This window comes from Virgibacillus ndiopensis (assembly GCF_900187325.1).
Classification (GTDB): domain Bacteria; phylum Bacillota; class Bacilli; order Bacillales; family Amphibacillaceae; genus Virgibacillus_E; species Virgibacillus_E ndiopensis.
Map to the genome: position 1 here is coordinate 672,400 of NZ_FZMZ01000005.1, position 24,044 is coordinate 696,443.

Below are 24,044 nucleotides of genomic sequence, written 5' to 3' on the forward strand. Positions count from 1 at the left end.
GATTCTAACCATGAATTTGTTTACCATCTACTGCTAATGCCGCTTCTCCAATAACCTCAGATAATGTTGGATGTGGATGGATACTTTCTGAAATTTCCCAAGGTGTTGCATCCAATACTTTTGCAAGTCCTGCTTCAGATATCATATCGGTCACATGCGGTCCGATCATATGGACGCCTAATAAATCATTATTATTTTTATCGGAAATGATTTTAACAAAGCCATCTGACTCCCCATGCACAAGTGCTTTACCTACTGCTTTGAATGGAAATTTCCCCACTTTTATAGCTAAACCTTTTTCTTTAGCCTGCTTTTCGGCTAAACCAACACTTGCAACTTCCGGATTCGAGTAGATACATGTTGGAATGTTTTCATATTCAATTGGTGTGGGTGTATTATTTGCCATATGTTCAACAGCTACAATTCCTTCATGTGATGCAACATGGGCAAGTTGCATTCCACCTATTACATCACCAATGGCATAAATATGAGATTCCTTCGTTTGATAAAATTGATTTGTTTGAATAACACCTTTTTCCACTACTATATCTGTGTTCTCAAGACCAATGTTTGTTGTATTCGCTAAACGACCAACAGAGACGAGCATTTTATCTGCTTGAAAGCTTTTAGTCTCCCCGTTAATTTCCGCTTCAATAATCACACCATTATCACGAGACAACGTATCAGATAAAACTTTAGCACTTTTTATAAATTTAATTCCTTTATTCTTCAGAAGCTTCTCAACTTCTTTTACGATTGATTCATCCTCTGTTGGAAGAATCTGATCTAAATATTCAATAACTGTAACATCTACACCGAAATCGGCAAGCATGGATGCCCATTCGATTCCAATAACCCCTCCGCCAACAATAATGATAGAATCTGGTAATTTATCCATTTGTAATGCTTCATCAGAAGTCATCACAAATTGTCCATCAATATCTAATCCTGGCAACGACTTAGGTTTGGACCCTGTTGCAATCAAAACATTTTTAGGGACAATCATTGTATTTTCGTCACCATTTTCATATTCAATTGAAATAGTTCCTGGCATTGGAGAGAAAATACTTGGCCCTAAAATACGCCCATACCCTTCAAAAACATCAATTTTTCCTTTTTTCATTAATCCTTGCACGCCTTGATGCAATGTACTGACAATACTACTTTTTCTTTCTTGTACTTTTGTGAAATTTAACGTTGTATCTTTTGTGTCAACTCCATAATGTTCAGCTTCCTTTGTTTGCTTAAAAACCTCAGCACTACGAAGTAACGCTTTTGATGGGATGCAACCTCGATGTAAGCAAGTTCCACCAAGTTCTCCTTTTTCTACTACAGCAACCTGCATACCTAGCTGTGAGGCTCGAATCGCTGCTACATAACCACCCGTTCCTCCTCCTAGAACAACAAGATCATACTCTTTTGCCATACATTAATTCTCCTTTATTTGAACATTATTTGGATAAGTCTTCGCTACTTCTTCGTTACGCAAAATTCGTAATGTACCTTCATTTAATGCCTGTAATTCATCTTCACCAGGATAGACAATGGTGTCGGCTATCCAATTCACACGTTCAGATATCATTTCGACAAACGTCTTTCCATACGCAAGACCACCAGTTAGAACAATTGCATCAACTTTGCCTGAAAGGACGACACTCATTGCCCCAATTTCTTTTGCTATCTGGTATGCCATAGCATCATAAATGTTAGCAGCATCGTGTTCTCCATTCTTTATCCGATCTTCTACTTCCATAGCATCGTTGGTTTGTAAATATGCCATTAATCCACCCTGCCCGACCAGCTTTTTCATTATTTCATCTCGATAATATTGACCGGAAAAACATAATGAAACTAAATCGCCTGCTGGGACAGTTCCTGCACGTTCTGGAGAAAATGGCCCCTCACCGTGTAAGCCATTATTAACATCGATAACTTTGCCATTTCGATGGGCACCAACTGTAATACCTCCACCCATATGCGTAACGATAAGATTAACATTTTCATATGCTTCACCTAAATCAAAAGCAGCTTTCCTTGCAACTGCCTTTTGATTTAGTGCATGAAAAATACTTTTTCTAGGTATTTCAGGAACCCCCGAAAACCTTGCGATATCATCTAATTCATCAACAACTACAGGATCAACAATATAAGATGGAATATTTAAGCCACATGCTATTTCATGTGCAATAATCCCCCCGAGGTTAGAAGCATGTTCCCCATTGTAGCCTATTTTCAAATCCTGAAGCATCACGTCATTTACTTCGTAGGTCCCACCTTCTATGGGGCGTAACAGTCCACCGCGCCCACATACAGCACTTAGCTTGGAAATGTTAATACCCTCATAATCTAAATGTTCAAGAATAACTCTTTTTCTGAAATCATATTGATCAATAATCCGATTATACTGCATTATATCGTCTACATTGTGTCTAATGGTTTTTTCTAAAATACAATTTTCGTTATTAAATACACCAATTTTCGTAGATGTTGATCCTGGATTTAATACTAGTATTCGAAATAGTTGTTGTTGCAATTTTTTGTCCTCCGTTGCTTACAGCGCTTTTTTACCCTCTACGGCTAAGTGTATGATGTCCATTCAGCAAGAATTGACTTCTAGAATTTCGAAGTGATTCAATCCGTTCTTCAGCCATACGGTCTGCAGCTACATAAGTTGGAACGTTATCACGTTTGGATATTTCAAAAACTCTTATTAAACTATCATAGATTGTTTCAACTTTCTTCATTGCTCTATCTTTGTTGTACCCATTTAGTTCATCAGCTACATTGATAACACCACCAGAATTGATTACGTAATCTGGGGCATAGACAATGCCCATTTCATGAATGATATCACCATGTTTGGTTGATTTTAATTGATTATTCGCTGAACCAGCAATAACTTTTGCTTTTAATTGTGGAATGGTATCATCATTAACCGTAGCTCCTAGAGCACATGGTGCATAAATATCACAATCAACGTTATAAATGTCGTCTGGTTCAACAGCTGTTGCGCCAAATGCTTCTACTGCACGATTTACCGCTTCTTTGTTAATATCAGTAACAATTAAGTTTGCTCCTTCTTCATGGAGATACTCACACATTGTATAGGCAACATTTCCAACACCTTGGACCGCAACTGTTTTTCCTTCCAATGAATCAGATCCAAACGCTTCTTTTGCTGCAGCTTTCATTCCTTTGTAAACTCCATAAGCTGTAACAGGGGAAGGGTTTCCAGATGATCCAAATTCTGGTGATATACCAGTAACAAAATCTGTTTCCATGTGAATTAAGTCCATGTCTTGAACGGTTGTCCCTACATCTTCAGCTGTAATATAACGTCCGTTTAGACCTTGAATATAACGTCCAAATGCTCGAAACAATTCTGGACTTTTATCCTTTTTAGGATCACCAATAATAACTGTTTTTCCTCCACCAAGATTTAATCCAGCAGCAGCGTTTTTATAGGTCATCCCTTTAGCAAGTCTCAGAGCATCCTCAATCGCAGCAGCTTCCGAATCATATGTCCACATTCTAGTCCCACCCAATGCTGGTCCTAATGTTGTATCATGAATAGCTATTATCGCTTTCAATCCTGAATTTTTGTCTTGACAAAAAACTAATTGCTCGTAATCGTATTTCTCCATATAAGTAAAGATTTCTAAGTTATTATTCAATGCTGTTTCCTCCTAAAATGTTTTAGATGCTAATAGAGCTAAAGATAATGAGTATAATTTACTCTCGGCTGAATCCGCGCGAGACGTTAAAATTATTGGTGCTTTAGCGCCACTTATTACCGCAGCCACCTTTGCGCCTGCAAAATACATAAATGACTTGTATAATGCGTTTCCCACCTCAATTGTTGGAACTAGTAACATGTCCGCATAACCAGCTACATCAGAGACAATATTCTTATGTTCAGCAGCCTCTATCGATACAGCGTTATCAAAAGCCAAAGGACCATCAATGGTACAACCTGTAATTTGCCCACGTCTTTGCATTTGAGTCAAGGCAGCAGCGTCAATTGTTGCTTGCATGGCCGGATTAACAACCTCAACAGATGTTAGCGCAGCAACTTTTGGATTTTTGACCCCAATATGATGTGCCACTTTAACCGCATTGTTGACAATCTCTATTTTTTCTTTTAAAGATGGCGCGATATTCATTGCCGCATCCGTTAAGAACAATAGGCGATCCTGATTTGGTATTTCAAATAATGCCACATGAGATAAGACGCTGCCAGATCGTAATCCGTATCTCTCGTTCAGTACCGTTTTTAATAAATCTTTCGTTGAAACGTTTCCTTTCATAAGTATATGAGCTTCGTTATGATGAACCGCTTTAACAGCAGATTCCGCCGGATTCGTTACATTTTCCAACGCTATTCTAGTTGATGACAAATCTAAATCGACTGTTTTCGCGACAGACCTAATGTCTTGTTCATCCCCAAATAAAATAAACGAACACATCTCTTCATTTATCGCTTTTTTTACGGTATCGAGTACTTCAAAGTCAGCTGCATTAGCGATTGAAACAATCTGGTTCTTATTTAGCTTTGCCATATTTTGTAACGATGTTAATCTATTCATAATTCCCCCTAAACATCCTCCATGAATTATACTGCAAATTTTGTGCCAACACTAAATCTATGTAAGCGCTTTACTACGTCGTTCGAAAACGTGCAAACATCTGCATTTATGAAAAATCTTGCATGCTGATCTTTTCAATTTTGTATTTTTCCATTTTATAATAAAGGTTTCGAATCGATACATTTAAATCCTTAGCAGTTTTAGTTTTGTTAAAGTTATTTCGTTTATAAGCGTTTAAAATATATTTTTTTTCATATTGTTCCATAGCTTTTTGAAGTGTTAGATCATTTTCAATCTCTATCGGTATATCTTTTTTTGTATGACTAGTAGTGTTATTTGTACCAAGACTTGGAATATGCTCTCTTTTTATCAATTCTTCATTCATATCCATATAGATCATAGCTCGTCCTATAACGTTCTCCAATTCACGAACATTTCCTGGCCAATGATAGTTTTTTAAATCAACTAAAGCATCCTCTGAAATCGATTTAACATTTCGTCCATAGTCCTGATTAATTTTATCAATAATATGATTTATTAATATTGGTAAATCAGTCACTCTTTCTCTTAATGATGGAATAAAAATTGGCAAACGATTTAATCGGTAATAAAGATCTTCTCGAAACGTTCTATTCATAATGGCTTTTTCTAAATTAATATTTGTAGCCGTTATAATACGAACATTAATGGTGATTGGATCTGTTCCACCTACTCTCACTATTTCATGTTCTTGCAATACTCGGAGTAATTTCGCTTGCATATGTAGGGAAAGCTCGCCAATTTCATCTAGGAATATACTGCCCATATTCGCCTCTTCAAAATACCCTTTTTTTCCACCTCTTTTTGCCCCTGAAAAAGCACCTTCTTCATAACCAAACAATTCACTTTCTAAAATACTTTCGGCTATCGCTGCACAATTAACACGGATAAATTTATTATGCTTCCTGTCACTCTCGTTATGAATCGCATGAGCAAAAAGCTCTTTACCAGTTCCAGAATCTCCTCTAAGTAAAACTGTAGCAGGGGTTTTCGCGCCTACCTTTGCTTGCTCTAGGGCCAACTTCATTTCCGGTGAAGTTCCAACAATATCAGCGAAGGTATATTTTGCTTCTAGATTTCGAATAATTTGCCTTGCTCTTTTTAATTCACTTGTTAATGACTTTATCTCAGAAACATCGTGTAAAACTCCGACACTTCCTTTGATTTTTCCATCCACGATAACAGGGGCAACATTAACCAATACATCCTTTTTAGAGGAACCCACTTTCATTCTAACTCCTCTTACAGGTCTACGTGTTTGCAAAACTTTCATATGCATACTTTCGCCTTCTGAAATATCTACATTTGCAGGTTGTCCAACAATATCAGCTTCTTTTAGACCGGTAATTCTTGTATATGCAGGGTTTATCATGATACCAATACCATTTTCATCTACTACTGTAATTGCTTCGTCAGAGGATTGGATTATCGCTTCAAGCATTGTTTTAATCTCTTTTAAATCTGTATTTTCTTCAGCTAAATTCATTACCTCAGTAATATCCTTAAAAACAGCAAAAGCGCCTACTAAATGATCATCTGCATTAATGACCGGTATTCTAGTAGTAATCACTTTCTTGCCATTTTCTAATACCAACTTCTGGTTTACTTCTTTTCTCCGACTACGCAAAACATGTGGTAATCTCGTGTGCTCAATAATATCTTTAATAGGTTTTCCTTCAAAATCCTTTTTAGATACTCCCACTATTCGCTCCGTACTTTTATTAACAAACTGAACAATTTCTTCATTATTAATAACAATCATTCCATCACGAATGTTATTTAATATTAACTCTTGATTACTCATTTGAAGTTTTATACGGTCTAACAATTTCTCTTTCTCTTCGAACAACTCAGCAATTATGTAAGCAACAGAACCCGGTATTACTACTGTTTTTCTATTTTTTGTTTCCAGTAATTCTTCTAGAACCTGCTCATTTCCGGTTGCTTCAATAATAATATCAAGGTCCTTATGTATCCATTCCTTCCAGTTTACTCCTACTGGTATGTCAAAATTTCGGGCAGTCAGAATTCCCATCGCATCATTTTTTTTATCAATAACAGCAACTATTTCCATATGAGCTGTTGCAGATAAAATTTTTAACAAGGCACTGCCGCCTTTACCCCCACCTACAATAAGGACACGTTTCATACAACCCCACCTTGCAATTTTTTGCACAAACTAATCATACGATAATCTGCACTTTTTAGCAAATCTTGAATTATTCCCATTTTTAATTGAATTTGATATACTATATAAAGTTATTATATAGAAGGGGAAAAGGTATGAAACGAATTATTGCTGCGCTATTATTATTTATACCTGGAATTATTGCTGCATATGGAATAAAACTTATGCGCGATTCACTATTTAACGAATTAATACCTATTTTCTTCCATATAGGAATTCAATTTTTTATTGGGCTTGTTTTTTTTGTAGGTGGTATAGCGTTTATAGGAGGATTTATCGTACACCGTGACCGAAAGCGACAACTTATAAAAAAGAAAAAATACCATCATGGGGAGGATGACTAACTAGTCATCTTTTTTTGTACACAAGGTAGAGTCAATGTGTTACTATGAAAAATAAAAATACGATAAGTAAGTGGGGCGATGGGGAAATGAAAGTAGCAAAATTCGGCGGGAGTTCAGTTGCAAATGCAATGCAGATAAAAAAAGTAGGAGCAATTATAAAGAAAGACCCTAAGCGGAAATTTATTGTAGTATCTGCTCCAGGTAAAAGATATAAAGGTGATTTTAAAATTACGGATAAATTGATTGACTTAGCTATTCAACACAGCCAAAATAAACCTCATGAAAATATAGTGGCTACTATTTTGGATAGATTTTCTGAAATTATCGACGATTTAAAAATTCAAACAAACATTGTTAATGAATTAGAAGACTCTATTCAATCAATTTTAAATAGTAATGAGTCTTATCTTATGAAAATGGATGCGCTTAAATCACTAGGGGAAGATAACTCTGCAAAAATATTAAGTGAGTACCTTTCATCATTAGGATTAAATGCTTCCTATTTGAATCCAAAAGACGCCGGCATATTGGTTAGTAATGAACCAGGAAGAGCTCAAATATTACAAGAAAGTTTTGCCAAACTAAAAACATTACGTAATGAAGAAGGAATTTTTGTTATTCCAGGATTCTTCGCCTATACAAAAGAAGGCGACTTAGTAACTTTTTCTAGAGGTGGATCCGATATAACTGGATCAATTGTAGCAGCTGGTGTTCAGGCTGATTTATACGAGAATTTTACTGATGTTGATTCCGTTTATGCTGTGAATCCTACGATTGTTAACCAGCCGAAAGAAATCCTAACGGTTACATATAAGGAAATGCGTGAATTATCCTATGCAGGATTCTCCGTTTTTCATGATGAAGCGTTAATTCCTGCATTTAAAGCTGGAATACCAGTATGTATTAAAAATACAAATAATCCTGATACACCTGGAACAATGATAGTATCAGAAAAAAAGCCAAACGAAAAATGTGTTGTTGGGATAGCTAGCGACGTTGGGTTCTGCAGTTTATATGTTAGTAAATATTTAATGAACCGCGAAGTAGGGTTTGGTCGCAAATTATTGCAAATCTTTGAAGACGAAGGTATTTCTTTTGAACATGCTCCTTCTGGTATTGATGATATGTCAGTAATCATTCGTCAAAATCAATTAACTGCTGCAAAAGAACGAAAAATATTAAATCGTATCAATGATGAATTACATGCTGATATGGTTAAAATCCACCGAAATTTAGCAATGGTAATGGTTGTCGGTGAAGGTATGACAAGTACAATTGGCGTTGCCCAAAAGGCAACTACTGCTATTGCAGAAGCAAATGTTAACGTTGAAATGATTAACCAAGGATCATCAGAGGTTTCCATGATGTTCGGTATTCAGGAAATAGATATAAACCGTGCTGTCCAATCATTGTATACCGCTTTTTTTGAATCATAAACTTCCTATATGAAAAAAATTACTGTATCCCCGATAAAAGTGGGATGCAGTAATTTTTTTTAATTTATTAACTCGCTTTGTGTTCCAATCTTAAACGGTCCGCTACCATTGCTATAAATTCGGAATTTGTTGGTTTAGCTTTAGAGATACTTACCGTATAGCCAAATAACGCAGAAATTGAATCTATATTCCCACGGCTCCAGGCAACTTCAATTGCATGTCGTATTGCGCGTTCAACACGTGAAGCAGTTGTATTATATTTCTTGGCAATGTCTGGGTATAACACTTTCGTAATGGACCCTAACAATTCTATATCATTGTAAACCATAGTAATTGCTTCACGTAAATACATATAACCTTTGATATGTGCTGGAACACCTATTTCATGGATAATATTTGTAATGCTGGCTTCTAAATCCTTTTTCCTTCTGTCCTTTTTAATCCCTTTCTTCGTGCCTGAATAGATAATATTAGTTCCTTGAACCTGTCTAATTTGATCAGCAAGGTTATCTAAATCAAATGGTTTTAAAATAAAATAAGATGCCCCTAAGTCAACCGCTTTTTTCATAACTTCTTCCTGACCAAAGGCAGTTAACATAATAACATTAGGATTTCGTTCAGCATTTTTTATTTTGTTAAGCACTGCTAATCCATCCACGTGAGGCATTATTATGTCTAAAATCAATACATCAGGATCCAATTCATCTAACATTTCTAAACATTCTTTTCCATTAAAAGCTGTTCCGATTACCTCAATATCGTTTTGTTCTCCAAAATAATCTTCCATCAACTGAATGAGTTCCTTATTGTCATCTACCAAACAAACTGAGATTTTTTCCACTAAAAAGTTCCTCCTTTATGTAATTCAAGATCTCCACGTAATGTATTCGACACAAGTATCAAATATCCTTTTTTTATTTGAAAAACTTTAGTTTTTTTTGCATATTCTTTTATTTACTTTATTTTACTTCTGATTACGATATTTTTTGATAAAATATGATCTTTTACGACATAACCGTTAGTATATTTGTCGAAAAATATTAATTTAAAAGAATTATACCATAATAATGATAATCTTAAACGGAAATAGAAAAATGACCGGGAATGGAAAAATTCCATTACCAGTCATTTTGTTTAGCTCATTAGCTTGCTTTCTTATTTGGTTTATAAATGTTAATCCCAGCCTCCTGAAGCATCCATTCTATATGAACACCATATCCGCTTGTAGGATCATTTACAAAGACATGTGTAACAGCGCCAATAACTTTTCCATCCTGAATGATTGGACTTCCACTCATTCCTTGTACAATCCCACCTGTTCTTTTCAATAGTTCAGGATCTGTGACCTGGATAATCATACCCTTAGTTGCAGGGTATTTTTGTGGAACGCTGCTAACTATTTCTATATCAAATTCTTCCACTTTCTCTCCATCCAATACTGTTAAAATTTTCGCAGGCCCTTCTTTTACTTGGTGTGATAATGCAATAGGCATAGCCTTATCCATAATATTATTTTTTATCGGTTTATTTAATTTACCAAAAATCCCAAACGGACTATTTTTGTTAATGCTTCCAATTTTATTTTCTCCAATTGAAAACTCGGCTTGTTTTTCACCTGGAGTACCATTGCCACCTTTATCGATTGAAGTCACATTTGAGCGAACGATCGTACCGTTATGAATTTGAATTGGTTTCTGTGTATCCATATCAGAAATCACATGACCAAGTGCTCCGTATTTCTTCGATTTTGGATCATAAAAGGTCATTGTGCCAATTCCAGCCGCTGAATCTCTAATATATAATCCAATACGATATTCATGTCCTTTTTGATCCATAACAGGCTGCAATGTAGTATTAAACGTTTCTTTATCACGTTTAATGGTTACATTTAACTTCTTATTCTTTTTACCAGCTTCCTCTACAAATGGTTTAACATCAGACATTTCCTTGATTGGTTTACCGTTAATTTTTAAAATTACGTCACCAACCTTAATATTTGCCTTTTCCCCTGGAGACATTGAACCTTCTTCTCCTTTTACAAGATGATGCCCTACAACTAGTACCCCCAAGGTATGAAGTTGAACACCAATGGATTGACCGCCAGGAATTACTTTAATATCTTCTAATACAGATACATTCACTTTTTTAATTGGAAGGCCAGCCATTTCGTATACTAATTGACTTTTTCCTGGTTCTTTGGCATAAAACTCGGAGGAATCAATTGCTTGAACATTCTCTTCAGTAGTGTCAATGTTAACGTTATCGCCTAATGCGGGAACCTCAATTGGAGTTTGATTATTAAAGGTCACAATTTCATTAGGAATGGAAAGGTATTTTTGTAATGGGTTAAAAAAAGGTAATGCTACTAGCGTAACAAGGAGCAGAATTCCAACCCCTATTCGTAATTTATTAGTGTGTTTCAATCAATTCACTCTCCTCGTTCCTAACCCATACCATATTTATTTCTGTACTTCTAATTTGACCGAACAGAACCTTTTTTAAACTGGTTAAAGATAAGAAAACATGTGTAACATTTCCTTTTAAAAAATTCTTCAATAACGAATATGTATATAAATCAACGTTTTAACAATAAAAAAAAGCCAGATGTTATATTTTCTGGCTTTTTTATCAACATTATCCTTATTTTTTTTTTGATTTATAGTCTGTCGCTAATTCAAGCAATTCCTTAGCATGTTCTTTAGCGGTTTCTGTTAATTCTGTACCAGTTATCATTCTGCTTAATTCTTCAATTTTTTTATTTTGTGTTAACTCCGCAACTGTTGTAGATGTTCGATTATTCTTTTCAACTTTTTCAATTAATTTATGTGTATCTGCCATTGCTGCTACTTGTGGTAAATGGGTAATACAAAGCACTTGTGACCCATTAGAAATACGATAAATTTTTTCGGCAATTGCTTGTGCTACCCTGCCACTTACGCCAGTATCAACTTCATCAAAAATTACACTCGTTACACCTTGATGCTTGGAAAAGATTTTTTTTAAAGCAAGCATAATACGGGATAATTCACCACCTGAAGCCACTTTATTTAATTCTTTCAATGGCTCACCAGGATTAGTTGATATTTGAAATGTTATATGGTCAATACCATTTTTATTTAATTGGTTCTCTATATCCTGATCTGCTTTTGTATCAAATGATACCGAAAATCTTGCTTTTGCTAAATATAACCCTTTTAACTCATCGTGGATATCATCTATTAGTGAATTCGCAGCCTTTTGCCGAATATCGTGTAGTTGCTTTGCTTCTAAATAAGTGTCTTGGGCAGTTTCATTTATTTGCTCCGCTAATTTAGTTAAATGGGAATCTTTATTCGTTAATTGTTCTAATTCTTCCTCTATTTTACCCATATATTCAATAATCTCATTTACGGTCGGTCCATATTTTTTCTTAAGACGGCTTATTTCATTCAACCTGGCTTCAATTTCATTTAATCGTTCCGGATTATATTGCAATGTTTCACTGTAGTTACGTAAATCATATGACAATTCCTCAATAAGATAATAGTGATTTGATAATTCAGTAGCTTTTTCAGCTATAAAATTATCGTATTGACGATTATCCTGCAAGGCTTGTTGTGCTGTATTTAACCATTCAATACCTTTTTGTTCACCATATAATGCATTATAAGCATCTTGAATACCAGTATAAATACGTTCAAAATTTGCTAATTGACTACGCTCATCTTCTAAGACTTCATCCTCATTTGGTGTTAAATTAGCTTCTTCAAGCTCTTGCAGTTGAAATTCAAGTAAATCTAAACGGTGTGCTATTTCTTGTTCATTTTCACTTAAATCCTTATAACGTTTTTTCAACATCGATAACTTTTGATATAATTTTGTGTATTCCTCTTTTGTTTTTACGATTATGTCCTCATCATATAAATCAAGTAGGTCGATATGATTTTCACGATCCATCAGTGATTGGGTTTCGTGCTGACTATGTATATCAATTAATGTCTTGCCAAATTCGCGCAAAATAGCCAACGTAACTAATTTTCCATTTACACGACATATACTTTTTCCGTTTTGTGTAATCGTTCGATGTAAAACAACCATCCCGTCTTCCTGTATATCAATACCATAGTAAGAACCTATACGAAATACTGGGTGACCTGGTTCAACACTAAATAATCCTTCAATTTCTGCCTTTTTAGCCTCGTGGCGCACAAATTCAATAGATCCTCTTCCACCTGCTAACAATTGAACAGCGTCAATGATAATTGATTTTCCTGCACCAGTTTCTCCTGTTAATACCGTAAGACCTTCGTTAAAAGTTATAGATATGTTATCAATAATAGCAAAATCCTGAATAGATAATTCTGTAAGCAAGTTTAATTCACCCCGTTATTTACAATTTTCGGATGTTAAAGCATACTTAAAAAACGACTTTTAATAATTTCCGACTCATTTACAGTACGGCAAATAATTAAGCACGTATCATCACCGCATATTGTACCCATTATTTCATCCCAATCTAAATTATCAATTAAAACACCTACTGCGTGTGCATTACCTGGTAAAGTTTTTAAAATAATAAAGTGGTTCGCATGATCAATCTTAACAAAAGCATCCATAATCAGACGTTTCAACTTTTCTAATGGATTAAAGCGTTGGTCGGCAGGGAGACTATATTTATAAGTCCCAGAAACGGAGGGAACTTTAACAAGGTGGAGTTCTTTAATATCACGTGAAACTGTAGCCTGTGTGACGTTGTAACCTAAACTTTTTAATCGGTCGACTAATTCATCCTGAGTTTCTATTTCGTTCTCTGTAATCAATTCACGTATTTTAATATGGCGTTGGATCTTACTCATAATAATCCTCCATTTATAGATTAAGAACTACTTAATAACGTACGTAGCCCTGATTATTGTAAACGATGTGCTGTAAAATTTACGTGTGCCTGTTCTACTACTTGTTCTAATTCGACACCATTCAATTCTTTTCCTTCTTTTTCATTATTCCAACCAAGATGTACTAAAAATTCAATATTGCCATCTCCACCGGTAATTGGTGAATAAGTTAAACCGTATAATTGATAGCCCTCATCTAATGCAAACGATAGAATTTTATCTAAAACTTTTTTATGAATTTTTTTATCACGTACAATCCCTTTTTTGCCAACTTCTTCTCGCCCAGCTTCGAATTGAGGTTTAACCAATACTACGATATCACTATTTGGTTTTAATAATTGTTTTAGAACTGGCAAGATCAGTTTTAAAGATATAAACGATACATCAATCGTCGCCATATCCGGCAGACCGTTTTGAAGCATATCAGGCGTAACGTAACGAAAATTTGTTTTCTCCATTACAACAACCCGATCATCACTCCGTAATTTCCAATCTAATTGGTTATAACCAACATCGATAGCATAACAAAGTTTAGCGCCATTTTGTAAAGCGCAATCTGTAAAACCTCCAGTAGATGATCCTATATCCACCATTATCTTATCTTCCACTGATATGAAAAAGTGCTTCAATGCTTTTTCTAATTTTAATCCACCTCGACCAACATAAGGGATTAATTTCCCTTTTACAGTTAACGGAATATCCTCATTAACTTTCATACCGGGCTTGTCCAAACGATTTTGTTCAGAAAAAACTAAACCAGCCATTATTACTCGTTTAGCTTTTTCTCTTGTCTCAATTAAATTTCTTTCTACTAATAAAACATCCAGTCTTATTTTACTCATCTATGCAAGTCCTTTTTTGTATAATTATTCTATCTTTTAGTTATTTTTTATTACCTTTAGGAAGTATCCGTATTTTTAATTTATTCTCAATGACAGCAATTACCTTACCTGCAAAAAATATAATATGTGTTGAGGAATTAATCGCAAAATACTTACCTAACGCTTTGCCTCCAACAGTAAAAGCCGCAACAAGACTTGTAACTACAACAGATAAAGTAATTTGTACAGTTGACCCTTCCCCATTTCCAGTTAATGAGGCTATTTGCAGTACTACTATTGCTGAAGCAGTTCCACTCACAATACCAGAAATATCACCAATTACGTCGTTACAAAAACTTGCAAACTTATCTGCGTTTCGTATTATAATAACTGCTTCTTTTGCACCATTTACCTTTTCTGCTGCCATTGCATGAAATGGCGCTTCATCTGCAGCTGTCGATGCTATACCTAACATATCAAATATAACACCAATTGCCACAATAACGAAGACAATAAGTATTCCTACTATCCATACGACATCACTTAAAATAGATGATGATACAATTGAAAAAATAGCCGCTAACACAAAAGTGATAACGGCAATAGTCAAACTGAATTTAATCGAGCTTCTTATGTGCGATTTCATTCTATACCTCAATTTACATTAGATTATTATGTATGTAGGAATGGTCATTCGAAAGGTAAAAACTGCGGCTTAGGTCCAGTAGGTTTTCCCAGATGGCTACCCCATGTTGCCATGAAGGCGGTTCCCCTTTAAAACCATCTTAGCTTCGTCACCAAAAGCTAGACTGGATTACCACTTAGTCCACACTATAATCCCTTTCAAACGTCCGAGGAACAGTCTAGGAGATTTCCTCAACAGCCTTTAACCGCTCCCTAGCCTCTTTTGCAGTTCTGATTTCATGGAGATACAAATAACAATCTAGTGGCCACCTAGCTTATTATTTAAGAATCCAATCCTCTCAGCACCACTCAAGGCAGGCTACGCTGCTAATAAGGAGTCCCTTACCTTATTTAAGCAGGTTCATACCCCATTTCATACTGATCCCTAGGCTTAGTTATCAATACAAAGATGGGCCTCCGCGGTAATAGGGTCAACGCCCACATGCCTTTGTGGATCGCCCTAAAACCTTAACTCCCAGCAGTGACCCAAGGCTGGGCGCCTCAAGCCACCACAAGGAACTTCATCGATGTGCCCTTTGGCGGATTTTTAGGCCCGCCTTCAGGAACGGAGGGCTGACTAGAATACTGCACCATTCCGTTGATAGATCTATTATACCATATTATTGAATAAATTTCTATATGGTACTTATCAATGATCTCGTTTACTAAAGTAATCCGTTAACATCATTAAATAAGATTTATCTGCATTCGCTTCTTTTAATGCACTTTTTGCTTTCGAAACATATATTTCTTTTTGCTCCAATGCTCCGTCTGTTCCCAAGAGCTTCGGATATGTACTTTTCTTGTTGACCTCATCACTACCAATTGGCTTACCTAGTTTATTTTGATCACCAGTTACATCTAAAATATCATCTTGCACCTGAAAAATTAATCCTAAATAATATGCAAACGCATTTAAATGTTTTAACTGGTCACTAGTTGCATTTCCTATTAACGCGCCCGCAGTAACTGCAAATTTTAGTAATTGGCCAGTTTTTAGATCGTGTATCTCTTCTAATTCTTCGATTGAAACGACTTTATCTTCTGCTTCCATATCGAGAAATTGCCCAGCAACCATACCTTTTGGCCCACTGGAATGCGATAACATTTTGATTAGCTCTACTTTTTGATTATCCGCTAACAATGAATCATTAGAAATAATATCAAAACTATATGTTAACAAAGCATCTCCAGCTAATATTGCAGTTGCTTCATCAAACATTATATGGTTTGTGGGCTTACCTCTTCTATAATCATCGTTGTCCATTGCAGGTAAATCATCGTGTATCAGTGAATATGTATGAATCATTTCAAGTGCAACAGCAGTTGTCAGTACCTTTTGAGAATCACCTGCATACGCCTCGTTACTAGCAATTAAAAGAATCGGCCGAAGCCTTTTCCCTCCAGCTTCAACAGAATATAACATGGACTCTTTTAAACGCTTTGGAATAGGTAAATGATGTAACTGATTTTTCAATTCATCGTGCACAATTTTTTTATTATCGTCTATATAATTATTAAGCGTTCCGTGTAACACTATTCTTCCTCCTGTATTTCAAACGGTTCAAGCTCACCATGTTCATTCATAATTTGTGTCATTTTATCTTGAACATTTATTAGTTTATCATTACAAACTTTTGAAAGTTTCATACCTTCTTGATAGTACACTATCGCTTTCTCTAATGGAACGTCACCCATTTCTAGTTTTTCTACAATCTTTTCCAATTCAATCATGGCTTCTTCAAAGGAAATATCATTCGTCATTTTTTGTCCTCCTTTACATTTAACACCCGGCATTCCAAATTACCGTCACTAAGCTTTATGGAAATTAAGTCCTCTTGTTCAACTTGCTTTGTTGATTTAATAATGTTATTAGTGTCTGTATATGGAATAGCAAAACCACGCTTCATAATTTCTAAAGGATTTAATAAAGTCAATTTATCTAATGAAGTAGATAATTGTGCAGTCTTTTGTTCAAGATTCTTTTTCATAAAATAATTGTTTTGCTTAATAAGTTGTTGTAAATCTTTCCTCGCTTGTAAAAATTGCTTCTTTGGATGTTGATTTACTAATCGGGCCTTCATATTAAAAAACATTTCTTTTTTTCTGTTTACGTGTATAGTTAGTGTTTTCTCTAACCGCTCAACCTGTTTATCTAATTCCTGCTCTTTTTGTTTCACAAGTTGTTCGGGATAACGAAATGCATACGATTGCTTTATTCGCTGAAGACTCTGTTTAGAATTGACTATGTCCGATTTTATTACTTTCGATAACGTACGTTTAATACTATATATTCTGTCTTTTAATTCGCTTTGAGAAGGAACAGCAAGCTCAGCTGCCCCTGTTGGAGTTGGGGCACGTAAATCAGCAACGAAGTCACTAATCGTTGTGTCCGTTTCATGACCAACAGCCGAAATTATAGGAATAGTTGAATGAAATATGGCATGAGCTACAACTTCCTCGTTGAACCCCCACAACTCTTCAATCGAACCTCCTCCACGACCGACAATTAAGGTATCAAAATCATTGTAACGGTTAGCGGTTTCAATCGCTTTCGCAATCGACGTTGCCGCGTTTTGCCCTTGAACAATTACAGGGATAATTGTCGTATTACAAATTGGGTATCTACGATTTATTGTTGTAATAATATCACGAATCGCCGCACCTGTAGGAGAGGTAATAACACCAATTCGTTTCGGAAATATAGGTATTTCTTTTTTTAACTTTTCATCAAAATAGCCTTGTTTATATAATTTTTCCTTTAATTGTTCAAAGGCTAAATAAAGCGCCCCAATTCCATCAGGTTCCATTTGTTGAATATAAAGCTGATACTGTCCCTGTGGTTCAAAAACACCAATTTCTCCTTTAATAAGCACATTCATACCATTTTCAGGTTTGAATTTCAAAAAGCGGTTATTCCCAGCAAACATAACAGCCTGTATTCTGGAATTCTCATCTTTAATTGTCAAATACATATGCCCACGGCTATGATGCTTGAAATTAGATATTTCACCTTTAAGCAATATTGTTTTTAAATGTGGATCTGTTTCAAACTTTCGCTTGATGTATTTCGTTAGCGCCGTTACCGTTAAATAATTATGATTCACTTTCCTGACAATCCAATCGCTGCTTTAATTGTATTTTTTAGTAGCATTGTTATCGTCATTGGACCTACTCCTCTAGGAACAGGTGTTATGTAAGAAGCTTTTTCTTTTGCATCCTCATAGTCCACATCACCAGTTAATTTTCCGTTTACTAAGCGGTTTACACCAACATCAATAACAACAGCACCCTGCTTCAAATAGTCTTTATCAACTATATTTGCCTTGCCAACTGCAACAATTAAAATATCCGCTTTTGTTGTAATTTGTTTTAGATCTTTTGTTTTTGAATGACAATATGTAACCGTTGCATTCTCATTAAGTAATAATTGACCAACTGGTTTTCCAACAATATTACTACGACCAATGATCACTACATGACTACCTTCAATTGGGATATTTTTTGATTTTAACATCGTTACGATTCCAAAAGGTGTACATGGCAAAAATGTATCTTTCCCAGTCATCATTCTTCCAATATTCACCGGATGAAACCCATCTACATCTTTAGCTGGATCGATTGCTTCAATGACTTGTTGTTCCCTTATATGGTTAGGTAAAGGGAGCTGGACCAATATCCCATGTACAGAATCATCGTTATTTAATTTATCTATTAATTGCAACAGTTCTTGTTCTGTAGTAGATGATGGTAACTCGATAATTTGCGAAGATATCCCTGTTTCTTCAGATGCTTTTCTTTTCCCATTTACATAAGATTTTGAAGCAGGATCATCTCCTACAAGTACAACGGTTAGATGAGGTATCAATCCATCATGTTTAAGTCGTGAAACTTCTTCCTTCATTTCCACTCTAAGTTCATGTGCTAAATCTTTTCCATTGATAATTTCTGCAGACATAGCGTTCATCCCCTTTTATAAAATAAGAAAGTATGTATTCGAATTCTGTATACTAAAGTACGGAATCGTTCATGCCTAATTCCATGAGCTAGTGCTCGAGGCGTAACAATGGACTCCCCGCTTCCGTATTTTTATGCAACAATTTTTGATAATACTCCATTTACAAACTTACCTGATTTCTCATCTCCATATGTATTAGCCAATTCTACAGCTTCATTTATTGAAACGTTTGTTGGAATATCTTCAACATATTTTATTTCATACGTTGCGATACGTAATATTGTTTTTTCTACCGAAGCAATACGTTGAATGGACCAATTTTCTAAATGCTCGGATATTGTATTGTCAATTGTTGCTTTATTTGTGGCAACACCCTGTACTAATTTTCTCAAAAACTCATCTATTTCCATTGTTTCTAGATATTCTTCAGCTGCTTCGCCAGGATTTATATCGTTTATATCTAATTGAAAAAGTATCTGGAAGGCCTTCTCTCTTGCTGTATGTCGGTTCATTAACTTAAACTCCTTTAACTATCTTCTAATAATTATCTCTTTCAAATAATAACATGATTAAGTATGCAAAGCTAGAAGAACAAAAGCGTACACTCCCGGTATCGACATGTATACGTGGCCTCCTCTGTTAATAACTTAATAGAGCTATCAGTTTATGTTTTCTTAACTTCTGAATCGACCGCTGTTTAAGCAATCAAGGCCAAAAGAATGCAATTCTTTTGGCCTTGAAAATTATTCATATTTGTCTTCTGATTCATCCTTTGCGTCCATTTGAACACCAACTACATGAACATTAATTTCATCTATTTCCAATGCTGTCATGTTTTTTAATGTTTGTCTAATATTGGTTTGCAGCTTTTGGGCAACATGCGGAATTGAAACACCATAATTTAATACAACGTACAAATCAATCAATATGCCGTTATCCGTTAATTCTACTTTGACACCTTTTCCGTGAGACTTTTTCCCAAATCTTTCTACAACACCAGTTGCAAAATTTCCACGCATCGCTGAAAGCTCTTCTACTTCTAAAGATGCAATTCCTGCAATCACTTCAATTACCTCTGGTGCAATCTCCACTTTTCCAAGACTCGTATCATCACTTACGTTTAATAAAGGTTGATCACTCATACTCTCACTCTCCTTTTAGCTTTTTGACTCTACTATTGGATTTTCTTCGAGAAACTTGGTATTAAAATCACCTTTAACAAAAACATTGTGATCCATGATTAATCGATGAAATGGAATGGTAGTGAATACACCTTCAACAACGAATTCATCCAATGCCCGTTTCATCCGACTAATTGCTTCTTCCCGTGTAGGAGCGTACGTGATTAATTTAGCTATCATTGAGTCATAATATGGCGGGATAGAATATCCGGAATATGCAGCTGAATCAATCCGTACTCCGAATCCCCCCGGTGGCAGATACATGTCAATCTTACCAGGTGACGGCATAAAGTTTTTGAATGGATTCTCAGCGTTAACTCTACATTCGATTGCAGCGCCATTAAATGTAATTTCATCTTGTTTAAATGATAACAGTTCATTGTTTGCAATTTTAATTTGCTCTTTGATTAAATCTACACCTGTCACCATTTCCGTAACAGGATGTTCAACTTGAATACGTGTATTCATTTCCATAAAATAAAATGATTTACTTGTTCGATCAAAAATAAATTCAATCGTTCCTGCACCGACATAGTCGACGGCTTTAGCAGCTTTAACGGCAGCTTCTCCCATCTTCGCACGTATTTCAGGTGTCAGTGCGGGAGAAGGCGTTTCTTCAACTAGTTTTTGCAACCTTCGTTGAATAGTACAATCACGCTCACCTAAATGAACTACATTTCCATGCTGATCGGCTAAAACTTGAATTTCTACATGACGGAAATCCTCAATAAATTTCTCTATATAAACACCTGGATTTCCAAATGCAGTTTCTGCCTCTTTTTGGGTAATGCGAATACCTTTAATCAAATCATCTTCTGATTTGGCAACGCGAATACCCTTACCGCCTCCACCAGCAGTAGCTTTTATAATAACTGGATAACCAATTTCTCCAGCAATTGAAATTGCTTCTTCCTCACTTTCAATAACACCTTCAGATCCTGGAACAATTGGTACATTCGCTTCTTTCATCGTTTCTCTTGCTACGTCTTTAATTCCCATTTTTTGAATTGCTTGTGGGGTTGGACCTACGAAGGTAACATTACATGCCTTACAGATTTCAGCAAAGTCCGCGTTTTCTGCTAAAAAACCATAACCTGGATGAATAGCATCAACATCTGTTAATGTAGCAACACTCATAATATTGGTGAAATTGAGATAGCTGTCTTTACTTAACGTTGGACCAATACAATATGCTTCATCTGCTAATTGAACGTGTAACGATTCTTTATCAGCTTCCGAATAAACAGCGACTGTCTCAATATCTAATTCTTTACATGCACGGATTATTCGAACAGCTATTTCCCCTCTGTTAGCAATCAACAGTTTTTTAATCACACGCTACACCCCTTATTTAGTCTTTACTCTAAATAGTGGTTGACCATATTCTACAAGTTCGCCATCTTCCACTAATATTTCAACGATTTCACCGTTAACTTCTGCTTCGATCTCATTAAATAATTTCATTGCTTCAACAATACATACGACTGTATCTTTTTGAACTTTACTTCCTTTTTGTACATACGAATCAGCCTCTGGTGAAGCAGCAGTATATAGCGTTCCTACCATTGGAGACTCGATTTCATAATCATAATCAACTACAGACTGCTGTTCCGGTTCAACAGCTTCAGATTTCGTTACCTCGACAGATTCTGAAACCTTTGGCTCTTCTGTTTTAGAAATTTCAACCGGTTGTTCAACAGTTTCTACTCTTGTAATTGGTTTCACACCAATATCTTCACTTGTTTTTTTCATTGACACAGTTGTACCATTTGTCTCGTAAGTGAATTCATCAATGGATGATTGATCGATAAGTTTAATTAATTCGCGAATTTCTTGTACTTTTAACATACGTGGCACCCCTTCAGTTTAATACAAATTAATAACAGGTACTAATAACTCCTCTTAACATTTTACGATAAATACAATATGAACTTCAACCTTTAATTAAAATAAACTATGTAAAACGTTTACATCTAATAATTATACCAATGTTCATGAATCATTGCGAATAGTTTACCTAAGCTATAAACTTTTTAACCAAAAATAAAACTCCTATCTTAAACAGATAAGAGTTCGTTATTCGCCAATTTTTTAACTTTCGGAATGCTCAAAGTCCACATGAACTGGTATTTCCCCAAATTCATCTCTTACTAGCTGCATAATATTGTTAGCTTCTGTTTTTGATAATTCTTTTGTATTTACATGAACAAAAACTTTTCCTTCATCCCAACGGACTAAAACATCTTGATATTTTGATTCAGCTGATGCCAAAATTGATTCTTCCAGTATCGTTTCCTTTGTTGATCGATTTTCAATCGCAGCTATATCTTCATATGCTTGATTCTTTTCTTCTGCCGATGCTGTACTAGATGCCACAACTTCATTCAATCTTTCTTTTGCTTCACTTCTCTCATCCTGGAGTTCCATTCTTATTGTTGTAAATAATTCATTTTGGCCTTCGTTAACGATATCCTCCACACTTGCACCCTCTTCAGCTCCAGCATCTTCATTTGCCGTTGCTTCCTCTGATTCATCTTGGCCTTTATTTACGTATGCAATCTCATCACCATCCGGAGAAGTCAGGTAATAGACACTCAACACAATCATCAGACTAAGCATTGTTAATAACCAAACAGTTTGTTTTTTCAACATTTTTACATCCTCCTTAATTTTTTGGCATTACGGAAACTCTATGTGTTGGAACATCAAGTACTCTCGATACGGCTTCTATAACCCACTTTTTTACAGTTGCATGATCAACACCTTTTGCGACTACAAAAACCCCTCTTACATCCGGTTTTTTTGTTTGTATTAATAAAGGTACTTCTTTATCTCCTTGTCTTACTAAAACAACTTGTGTTTCCTTTGTATTATCTTCTATTTTTCTAGTGCCCCCGGTTTTATCTTCCTCATCAGTAACTTGTTGTCCCGTTATTAAATTTTTCTCATATACTTTTACCTTTGTTGAATTAAGGTTTACCATTACTTCTACTTCAGACACACCTTGAATTTTCTCTAACATTTCCTGTAAATCTTTTTCAAAGCTTCCTTCAAGTTCACTCACATTAGATGTTGTAGACTTTTTATCGGAAAACGTACTTTTTGCAGCGGTTTCCTCTGTTTGCTGCTTTACGGGAGCAATATCTTGCTGTCCTTCTTTTTGTGATGTCGAAAATGCATTACCTAGAATTAGTAGAAGCAGTCCAATTAAACCAATAACAATTAAGTAGCCAGTTTTTTTTGATGGATTTCTAATCTTACTATCTAGCTTTTTTTCTTTGAAGAACTCTTTTAGTTTTTGCTTCAAGGTGCTCCTCCTTCCCATACCACTGTTATCTTTTCCTTATCAATCTCCCATACGTCCTCTAATAGGCTTTTTATACCTTCTACATCTACTTCTTGGTTTTCCTCTACAACTGGACTTTCCGTATTAATTTCAACAGATTCAACCGTATTCACTTCTCCCTCCCCATTTCCATTTTCTCTAAGATGTACAATGACCTCATCTAGTCCCTTTCCATCATATGTAGGCTTGTCACCCGGAAAATCGATATCTGAGATCTCTGCCTGGTACCCCTCGAGCAACGGGGTTTTTGCTTGGTCTTTTAGTAGGACAACCGCTTCTTCTAAAATATATGCAGTTTGAGAGTCTTGTATTTCATTTTTTTGCATTTCAACGGAATTTTCTATCGTCTCTGTGTTTGATTTTGCCTGAGTAAGTTGTTGGAATGACGTTTCTAGCGCTTGTTCGATATTAATATCAAATAAAAAAAATATCGGCTTTAAGAAGATTAGTATTAAAATTAGCCCAACTACCAATTTAATATATTTTTTCATTACATTTGCTGGTATAAGTAGATCAATTACCATTGCTAATAATAAAAATACTACAATTTGAGTTGCCCACTGTATTAGCGCATCCATTTGTACCCT

At 35.4% G+C, this 24,044-nt stretch carries 24 protein-coding genes; 2 read left to right on the forward strand and 22 right to left on the reverse strand.

Annotated elements, in window-relative coordinates; all coding sequences use genetic code 11:
• Positions 1 to 4 precede the first annotated feature (4 nt).
• The 5 genes from lpdA to CS937_RS10740 form a co-directional block, all read right to left on the reverse strand.
• Positions 5 to 1,426, reverse strand: a complete 1,422-nt coding sequence (gene lpdA / locus CS937_RS10720) for a dihydrolipoyl dehydrogenase (protein ID WP_099158451.1) — start codon at positions 1,424 to 1,426, stop codon at positions 5 to 7.
• Between the two features lie 3 nt (positions 1,427 to 1,429).
• Positions 1,430 to 2,533 carry a butyrate kinase gene (buk, locus tag CS937_RS10725; RefSeq protein ID WP_099158452.1) on the reverse strand — a complete coding sequence of 368 codons (1,104 nt, stop codon included), beginning with the start codon at positions 2,531 to 2,533 and terminating at the stop codon, positions 1,430 to 1,432.
• Between the two features lie 31 nt (positions 2,534 to 2,564).
• Complete coding sequence (gene bcd / locus CS937_RS10730; protein ID WP_099158857.1) at positions 2,565 to 3,644, reverse strand: branched-chain amino acid dehydrogenase; 1,080 nt, start codon at positions 3,642 to 3,644, stop codon at positions 2,565 to 2,567.
• A 42-nt stretch (positions 3,645 to 3,686) separates the two neighbouring features.
• Complete coding sequence (yqiS, locus tag CS937_RS10735) at positions 3,687 to 4,586, reverse strand: phosphate butyryltransferase (RefSeq protein WP_099158453.1); 900 nt, start codon at positions 4,584 to 4,586, stop codon at positions 3,687 to 3,689.
• A 106-nt stretch (positions 4,587 to 4,692) separates the two neighbouring features.
• Entirely contained in the window at positions 4,693 to 6,774 is a 2,082-nt protein-coding gene (locus CS937_RS10740; RefSeq protein WP_099158454.1) for a sigma 54-interacting transcriptional regulator, read from the reverse strand.
• A 134-nt stretch (positions 6,775 to 6,908) separates the two neighbouring features.
• Between CS937_RS10740 and CS937_RS10745 the strand changes: the two genes are divergently transcribed.
• Positions 6,909 to 7,157, forward strand: coding sequence for a DUF2627 domain-containing protein (locus CS937_RS10745; protein WP_099158455.1), 249 nt, complete (start codon positions 6,909 to 6,911; stop codon positions 7,155 to 7,157).
• Positions 7,158 to 7,243: 86 nt separating this feature from the next.
• Positions 7,244 to 8,593: an aspartate kinase gene (locus CS937_RS10750; protein WP_099158858.1), complete on the forward strand. Its 1,350-nt coding sequence runs from the start codon at positions 7,244 to 7,246 to the stop codon at positions 8,591 to 8,593.
• A 67-nt stretch (positions 8,594 to 8,660) separates the two neighbouring features.
• Here the strand turns inward: CS937_RS10750 and spo0A are convergent, their stop codons facing one another.
• The 17 genes from spo0A to spoIIIAF all read right to left on the reverse strand — a co-directional run bounded on the left by spo0A (position 8,661) and on the right by spoIIIAF (position 24,035).
• Positions 8,661 to 9,380 carry a sporulation transcription factor Spo0A gene (gene spo0A / locus CS937_RS10755; protein ID WP_245835745.1) on the reverse strand — a complete coding sequence of 240 codons (720 nt, stop codon included), beginning with the start codon at positions 9,378 to 9,380 and terminating at the stop codon, positions 8,661 to 8,663.
• Positions 9,381 to 9,735: 355 nt separating this feature from the next.
• On the reverse strand, positions 9,736 to 11,016 hold the full coding sequence (gene spoIVB, locus CS937_RS10760; RefSeq protein WP_099158457.1) for a SpoIVB peptidase: 1,281 nt from the start codon (positions 11,014 to 11,016) through the stop codon (positions 9,736 to 9,738).
• Between the two features lie 217 nt (positions 11,017 to 11,233).
• Positions 11,234 to 12,943 carry a DNA repair protein RecN gene (gene recN, locus CS937_RS10765; protein ID WP_099158458.1) on the reverse strand — a complete coding sequence of 570 codons (1,710 nt, stop codon included), beginning with the start codon at positions 12,941 to 12,943 and terminating at the stop codon, positions 11,234 to 11,236.
• Positions 12,944 to 12,978: 35 nt separating this feature from the next.
• Positions 12,979 to 13,428 (reverse strand): transcriptional regulator AhrC/ArgR, encoded by a 450-nt coding sequence (gene ahrC / locus CS937_RS10770; protein ID WP_099158459.1) that lies wholly within the window; start codon positions 13,426 to 13,428, stop codon positions 12,979 to 12,981.
• Between the two features lie 53 nt (positions 13,429 to 13,481).
• Positions 13,482 to 14,309, reverse strand: coding sequence for a TlyA family RNA methyltransferase (locus CS937_RS10775; RefSeq protein ID WP_099158460.1), 828 nt, complete (start codon positions 14,307 to 14,309; stop codon positions 13,482 to 13,484).
• Between the two features lie 40 nt (positions 14,310 to 14,349).
• The gene (locus tag CS937_RS10780; protein ID WP_099158461.1) at positions 14,350 to 14,934 is read right to left on the reverse strand and encodes a hypothetical protein; all 585 of its coding nucleotides are present in this window, start codon (positions 14,932 to 14,934) and stop codon (positions 14,350 to 14,352) included.
• 687 nt (positions 14,935 to 15,621) lie between these two features.
• Positions 15,622 to 16,512 carry a polyprenyl synthetase family protein gene (locus tag CS937_RS10785; protein ID WP_099158462.1) on the reverse strand — a complete coding sequence of 297 codons (891 nt, stop codon included), beginning with the start codon at positions 16,510 to 16,512 and terminating at the stop codon, positions 15,622 to 15,624.
• Complete coding sequence (locus tag CS937_RS10790) at positions 16,509 to 16,736, reverse strand: exodeoxyribonuclease VII small subunit (RefSeq protein WP_099158463.1); 228 nt, start codon at positions 16,734 to 16,736, stop codon at positions 16,509 to 16,511. The genes CS937_RS10785 and CS937_RS10790 overlap by 4 nt, the downstream gene beginning before the upstream one ends.
• Positions 16,733 to 18,079, reverse strand: a complete 1,347-nt coding sequence (gene xseA, locus CS937_RS10795) for an exodeoxyribonuclease VII large subunit (protein ID WP_099158464.1) — start codon at positions 18,077 to 18,079, stop codon at positions 16,733 to 16,735. Before xseA ends, CS937_RS10790 begins: the two co-directional genes overlap by 4 nt.
• Entirely contained in the window at positions 18,076 to 18,930 is an 855-nt protein-coding gene (gene folD, locus CS937_RS10800) for a bifunctional methylenetetrahydrofolate dehydrogenase/methenyltetrahydrofolate cyclohydrolase FolD (RefSeq protein WP_099158465.1), read from the reverse strand. Before folD ends, xseA begins: the two co-directional genes overlap by 4 nt.
• A 131-nt stretch (positions 18,931 to 19,061) precedes the next feature.
• Entirely contained in the window at positions 19,062 to 19,442 is a 381-nt protein-coding gene (gene nusB, locus CS937_RS10805; protein ID WP_099158466.1) for a transcription antitermination factor NusB, read from the reverse strand.
• A 231-nt stretch (positions 19,443 to 19,673) separates the two neighbouring features.
• Complete coding sequence (locus CS937_RS10810) at positions 19,674 to 20,072, reverse strand: Asp23/Gls24 family envelope stress response protein (RefSeq protein WP_099158467.1); 399 nt, start codon at positions 20,070 to 20,072, stop codon at positions 19,674 to 19,676.
• 15 nt (positions 20,073 to 20,087) lie between these two features.
• Complete coding sequence (accC, locus tag CS937_RS10815; RefSeq protein ID WP_099158468.1) at positions 20,088 to 21,446, reverse strand: acetyl-CoA carboxylase biotin carboxylase subunit; 1,359 nt, start codon at positions 21,444 to 21,446, stop codon at positions 20,088 to 20,090.
• Between the two features lie 12 nt (positions 21,447 to 21,458).
• Complete coding sequence (accB, locus tag CS937_RS10820) at positions 21,459 to 21,959, reverse strand: acetyl-CoA carboxylase biotin carboxyl carrier protein (protein WP_099158469.1); 501 nt, start codon at positions 21,957 to 21,959, stop codon at positions 21,459 to 21,461.
• 243 nt (positions 21,960 to 22,202) lie between these two features.
• Positions 22,203 to 22,763 carry a SpoIIIAH-like family protein gene (locus CS937_RS10825; RefSeq protein WP_099158470.1) on the reverse strand — a complete coding sequence of 187 codons (561 nt, stop codon included), beginning with the start codon at positions 22,761 to 22,763 and terminating at the stop codon, positions 22,203 to 22,205.
• A gap of 13 nt (positions 22,764 to 22,776) precedes the next feature.
• Positions 22,777 to 23,418 (reverse strand): stage III sporulation protein AG, encoded by a 642-nt coding sequence (gene spoIIIAG / locus CS937_RS10830; protein WP_245835732.1) that lies wholly within the window; start codon positions 23,416 to 23,418, stop codon positions 22,777 to 22,779.
• Positions 23,415 to 24,035: a stage III sporulation protein AF gene (spoIIIAF, locus tag CS937_RS10835; protein WP_099158472.1), complete on the reverse strand. Its 621-nt coding sequence runs from the start codon at positions 24,033 to 24,035 to the stop codon at positions 23,415 to 23,417. The genes spoIIIAG and spoIIIAF overlap by 4 nt, the downstream gene beginning before the upstream one ends.
• Positions 24,036 to 24,044: the final 9 nt, after the last annotated feature.

Bases quoted from the DNA above. Each gene is read 5' to 3' on its own strand.
- lpdA (WP_099158451.1), bottom strand. From the start codon at position 1,426: ATGGCAAAAGAGTATGATCTTGTTGTTCTAGGAGGAGGAACGGGTGGT.
- bcd (WP_099158857.1), bottom strand. From the start codon at position 3,644: ATGGAGAAATACGATTACGAGCAATTAGTTTTTTGTCAAGACAAAAAT.
- yqiS (WP_099158453.1), bottom strand. From the start codon at position 4,586: ATGAATAGATTAACATCGTTACAAAATATGGCAAAGCTAAATAAGAAC.
- CS937_RS10740 (WP_099158454.1), bottom strand. From the start codon at position 6,774: ATGAAACGTGTCCTTATTGTAGGTGGGGGTAAAGGCGGCAGTGCCTTG.
- CS937_RS10745 (WP_099158455.1), top strand. From the start codon at position 6,909: ATGAAACGAATTATTGCTGCGCTATTATTATTTATACCTGGAATTATT.
- CS937_RS10750 (WP_099158858.1), top strand. From the start codon at position 7,244: ATGAAAGTAGCAAAATTCGGCGGGAGTTCAGTTGCAAATGCAATGCAG.
- spo0A (WP_245835745.1), bottom strand. From the start codon at position 9,380: ATGGAAGATTATTTTGGAGAACAAAACGATATTGAGGTAATCGGAACA.
- ahrC (WP_099158459.1), bottom strand. From the start codon at position 13,428: ATGAGTAAGATCCAACGCCATATTAAAATACGTGAATTGATTACAGAG.
- CS937_RS10775 (WP_099158460.1), bottom strand. From the start codon at position 14,309: ATGAGTAAAATAAGACTGGATGTTTTATTAGTAGAAAGAAATTTAATT.
- CS937_RS10780 (WP_099158461.1), bottom strand. From the start codon at position 14,934: ATGAAATCGCACATAAGAAGCTCGATTAAATTCAGTTTGACTATTGCC.
- CS937_RS10790 (WP_099158463.1), bottom strand. From the start codon at position 16,736: ATGACGAATGATATTTCCTTTGAAGAAGCCATGATTGAATTGGAAAAG.
- folD (WP_099158465.1), bottom strand. From the start codon at position 18,930: ATGTCTGCAGAAATTATCAATGGAAAAGATTTAGCACATGAACTTAGA.
- nusB (WP_099158466.1), bottom strand. From the start codon at position 19,442: ATGAACCGACATACAGCAAGAGAGAAGGCCTTCCAGATACTTTTTCAA.
- CS937_RS10810 (WP_099158467.1), bottom strand. From the start codon at position 20,072: ATGAGTGATCAACCTTTATTAAACGTAAGTGATGATACGAGTCTTGGA.
- accB (WP_099158469.1), bottom strand. From the start codon at position 21,959: ATGTTAAAAGTACAAGAAATTCGCGAATTAATTAAACTTATCGATCAA.
- CS937_RS10825 (WP_099158470.1), bottom strand. From the start codon at position 22,763: ATGTTGAAAAAACAAACTGTTTGGTTATTAACAATGCTTAGTCTGATG.
- spoIIIAF (WP_099158472.1), bottom strand. From the start codon at position 24,035: ATGGATGCGCTAATACAGTGGGCAACTCAAATTGTAGTATTTTTATTA.